The sequence below is a fragment of the Solihabitans fulvus genome (genome assembly GCF_008386585.1).
GTDB classification, from domain to species: Bacteria; Actinomycetota; Actinomycetes; order Mycobacteriales; family Pseudonocardiaceae; genus Solihabitans; species Solihabitans fulvus.
Window position 1 is genome coordinate 1 of sequence record NZ_VUOB01000084.1, and the last position, 3,677, is coordinate 3,677.

General features: G+C 73.8%; 2 protein-coding genes. One reads left to right on the forward strand and one right to left on the reverse strand.

The genetic code is table 11. The annotated features are described in order from the left end of the window. Window positions 1-303 precede the first annotated feature (303 nt). Window positions 304-1,545 (reverse strand): NYN domain-containing protein, encoded by a 1,242-nt coding sequence (locus F0L68_RS37660; RefSeq protein WP_149854698.1) that lies wholly within the window; start codon window positions 1,543-1,545, stop codon window positions 304-306. A 256-nt stretch (window positions 1,546-1,801) separates the two neighbouring features. Between F0L68_RS37660 and F0L68_RS37665 the strand changes: the two genes are divergently transcribed. Next, window positions 1,802-3,520 carry a DEDD exonuclease domain-containing protein gene (locus F0L68_RS37665; RefSeq protein ID WP_149854699.1) on the forward strand — a complete coding sequence of 573 codons (1,719 nt, stop codon included), beginning with the start codon at window positions 1,802-1,804 and terminating at the stop codon, window positions 3,518-3,520. Window positions 3,521-3,677: the final 157 nt, after the last annotated feature.

The following is a 3,677-nucleotide window of genomic DNA, read 5'->3' on the forward strand; positions in this document are numbered from 1 at the left end:
GCAGAGAAGCTCCCCCACAGCCCACTACAATCAAGGACAACCCGGCCGCAGACAGACACAAGATCCGCTAAGTAAGTGGCATTGACCCTGGGGGACGTGCCCTTGGCCAGCGTAGCCACCGGCGGCAGTGCGGGCTGGTGGCGTGGGGCGGGCTGTGGACAACGGGGTGGGTTGTGGATAGGTGGGGCGAGGTCGAGGGTTCCGGCTCGCGGAGTGTGGTGCGTGAGGCGTGGGGGCGTCACAAAGTGAAAACGGGCGGGCCCCGCGCCGTCGCCGAGTGAAGACGCGGGGCGCGGGGGTGGGTCAGACTCGGCCTAGTCTGGCTAGGAGGACTGCTGAGGGGACTGGGTGGGCGCCTCGGCGGCGGACTGAGTCGGCTACGGCTCGGTCGGAGGTCACTACTACTACTGGGCGGCCCTCTGGTTCGGCGGTTACCAAGGCACGGATGACGTCGTCGGCTAGGACGCCGGGGTCGCTGAAGAGGACTCGGACGCCGCGCGGAGCCGCCGAGGGGACCGCCACTACGCCTGCGCCGTCGAAGACCAGAGTCACCTCAGCGCCGGTTCGTGCCGCCAGGACGGCCAACTGGTGGACCAGTCTGTCCCGCTGGTCGGACAGGGGTAGTTCCGGGTAGCCCGTCTTGGTGACGTTGTAGCCGTCGACCACCAGGTGCACCGCGGGGAGCGCCAGGAGGCGGTCCAGCGCAGCTGGGTCCTCGACCCTGCCGACGGAGCCCTGGCCCGCGCTCGCGCCGCGGACCAGGTCGGCGGGCCTCGGGCCGGTTCCGCCGAGCGCCAGCTCGCGCCGGAGGCCGGTGACCGCGCCGTCCAGCGTGTCCACCAGCAGCGCCAGCCTGACCTCGTCGGCCTGCCTCGCCTCGCGCGCGGACTGCCTGGCCACCTCGGCGTCGGCCTCCGCGCGCTGCGCCCTGGTCCGTTCCGCCTCCGCGCGGTCCCGCTCCCGGTCCCGCTCGGCCGTCAACGCCTTCACCTCGACGGCCGCGTCGGCCCTCGCCCTGGCCACCTCGGCGGTCACCGACTCGGCCAGGTCCCTGGCCTCCCGCAGCCGCACGCCCTGCTCCCGCAGGCGCTTGCGCAGCCGCTCCAGCTCCGCCTCGCGCTCGTCCCGCACCCGCTCGGCCGCGCCGCTGGACTGCGCCAGCTCGCCGCGCAGCCGCTCCAGCTCCGAGTCGAGGCGCTCGGCCCGCGACACGGCGGCGTCCCGCTCGGCCCGCAGTTGGGCGTCGCCCGCGCGTCTGGCGACGAGTTCGACGTAGTGCCCGGCGACCTCCTCGCCGAGCAGCACGGCGGCGGTCGCCGCTACGGCCGGGTCCGGCGCGGTCAGGTCGAGCGCGGACGGCCGGTTGGCCCTGGCCCACTCCACCACGGCGGTGCGGAACGGGGTCGAGTCGCGCAGCGCCGCCAGCAGGGCGCCGGCGCCGAGCCTGGCCCGCTTCGTCGGCGCGAACTTGGCCACCGGCCGAACCTGTTGCGGCACATCGATTCTGGCCATACCACCGAGCGCCTCGGCGGCCAGATCGGCCATCCTGGCGCGCACCGCGTCCGGCAGGGCACCCCAGTCCACAGTGGACTCGGGCGCAGCCTGCTCCGCCGCGTCGTCCTCGGCGGACGGCTCGGCTGCGGCACCGGGCAACGGCTCCCCGGTCGGTGGTGTCGAGGCTGGCACCCCAACAGATTAGTAGGCGGAGTCCCAGGTCACCGACCCGCAACCACCCAACGCAACCGGCGCGCCACTCAATCGTGCCGGAACTGTCGGTGCTCCTGGCTACCGTCCCGGCTTGATGACCATCGCCGCGAGCCACGCCACCCAGCTCTCCTTCGACGAGCTGGGCACTCCGCTGCGCGACACCACGTTCGTCGTGGTCGACCTGGAGACCACCGGCACGCGGCCGGACGGCGACGGGATCACCGAGATCGGCGCCGTGAAGGTGCGCGGCGGCGAGGTCCTCGGCGAGTTCGGCACGCTGGTGGACCCCGGGGTCGGCATCCCGCCGATGGTCGTGGCGCTGACCGGCATCACCGAGGCGATGGTCAGCGCGGCACCGCGCGTCGAGACCGTGCTGCCGGCCTTCCTCGAGTTCGCCGCGGGCGCGGTGCTGGTCGCGCACAACTCGGCGTTCGACATGGGTTTCCTGCGCGCCGCCTGCGAACGCCACGGCTACCGGTGGCCCAAGCCGACGGTGGTCTGCACGGTTCGACTCGCCAGGCGGGTGCTGACCCGCGACGAGGCGCCGAGCTGTCGGCTGTCCGCGCTGGCCGAGCTGTTCTCCGCCGGCACGAAGCCGACGCACCGCGCACTCGACGACGCCAGGGCCACAGTCGACGTGCTGCACGGCCTGTTGGAGCGGCTCGGGCCGCTCGGCGTGCACTCGCTGGAGGAGCTGCTCGCCTACCTGCCGGAGGTCACGCCGGAGCAGCGCAGGAAACGGGAACTCGCGGCGCACCTACCGGAGGAGCCCGGCGTCTACCTGTTCCGGGGCCCCAACGAGGAGGTTCTCTACGTCGGCACCTCCTCGAACCTGCGCAAGCGGGTGCGGCAGTACTTCACCGCGAGCGAGGGACGCAGGCGGCTGCGCGAGATGGTCGGCCTCGCCACCAGGGTCGACGCGGTCACCTGCGCCCACTCGCTGGAGGCCGAGGTGCGCGAGCTGCGGCTGCTCGCCGCGCACCGCCCCGCCTACAACCGCCGGTCGAAGAACCAGCACCAGGCGTGGTGGCTGGTGCTCACCGACGAGGCGTTCCCTCGGCTCTCGCTGGTGCGCAGGCCGAGGGACGGCGCGCTGGGGCCGTTCCGCAGCAGGCGGGCGGCCGAGGCCGCCATGGACACCGTGCTGGAGGCCGTCCCGCTGCGCTCCTGCACGCTGCGGATCCCGGCGCGGCGGGCGAACGCGACGCCGTGCGCGCTGGCCGAGATCGGTCGCTGCGCCGCGCCCTGCGCCGGGCTGCAGAGCACCGAGGAGTACGCGCCCGCCGTCGCCACGCTGCGCGAGCTGGTCGCCGGGCACGGCACCGGGCCGCTGCGACAGCTGGCCGACCAGCTTGACGAGCTGGGGCGGGCGGAGCGGTTCGAGGAGGCGGCGCGGCGCCGGGACCGGCTGGTCGGGCTGGTGCGGGCGCTGGACCGGGGGCAGCGGCTCGCCGCCCTCGCCGCGCTGCCCGAGCTGGTCGCGGCCCGGCCGGACCGCCTCGGCGGCTGGGAGTTCGCGGTGGTGCGGCACGGCAGGCTCGCGTCGGCGGGGGTGGCACGGCGGGGCGTGCCGCCGATGCCGGTGGTCGAGGCGTTGGTCGCCTCGGCCGAGACCGTGCTGCCCGGCGACGGCCCGTTACGCGGCGCGCCGCCTGAGGAGGTCGCGGTGGTCTTGCGGTGGCTGGCCCAGCCCGGCACCCGGCTGGTGCGCGCGGCGCAGCCGTGGACGGAACCAGCGGCCGGCGCGGCCTCCTGGCGGGCGTGGGTGGAGCTGGCCACGGCCGGGCAGGACAGTTACCACGACGCTAACTAGTAGACCGTCGCGTCTAATCTTTGGGGTAGAGGTGGCGGAGATTGATGCGTGCGTCGTCGGTGGTGAACTGCCAGCGGACTTGGCGTTGCTCGGTGTTGATGGCGTGTTGGCATGCGGCGAGTTCGGTGTTGAGGGTGTCGAGGTCGCTGATGCGGCG

Bases quoted from the DNA above. Each gene is read 5' to 3' on its own strand.
- F0L68_RS37665 (WP_149854699.1), top strand. From the start codon at position 1,802: ATGACCATCGCCGCGAGCCACGCCACCCAGCTCTCCTTCGACGAGCTG.
- F0L68_RS37660 (WP_149854698.1), bottom strand. From the start codon at position 1,545: ATGGCCGATCTGGCCGCCGAGGCGCTCGGTGGTATGGCCAGAATCGAT.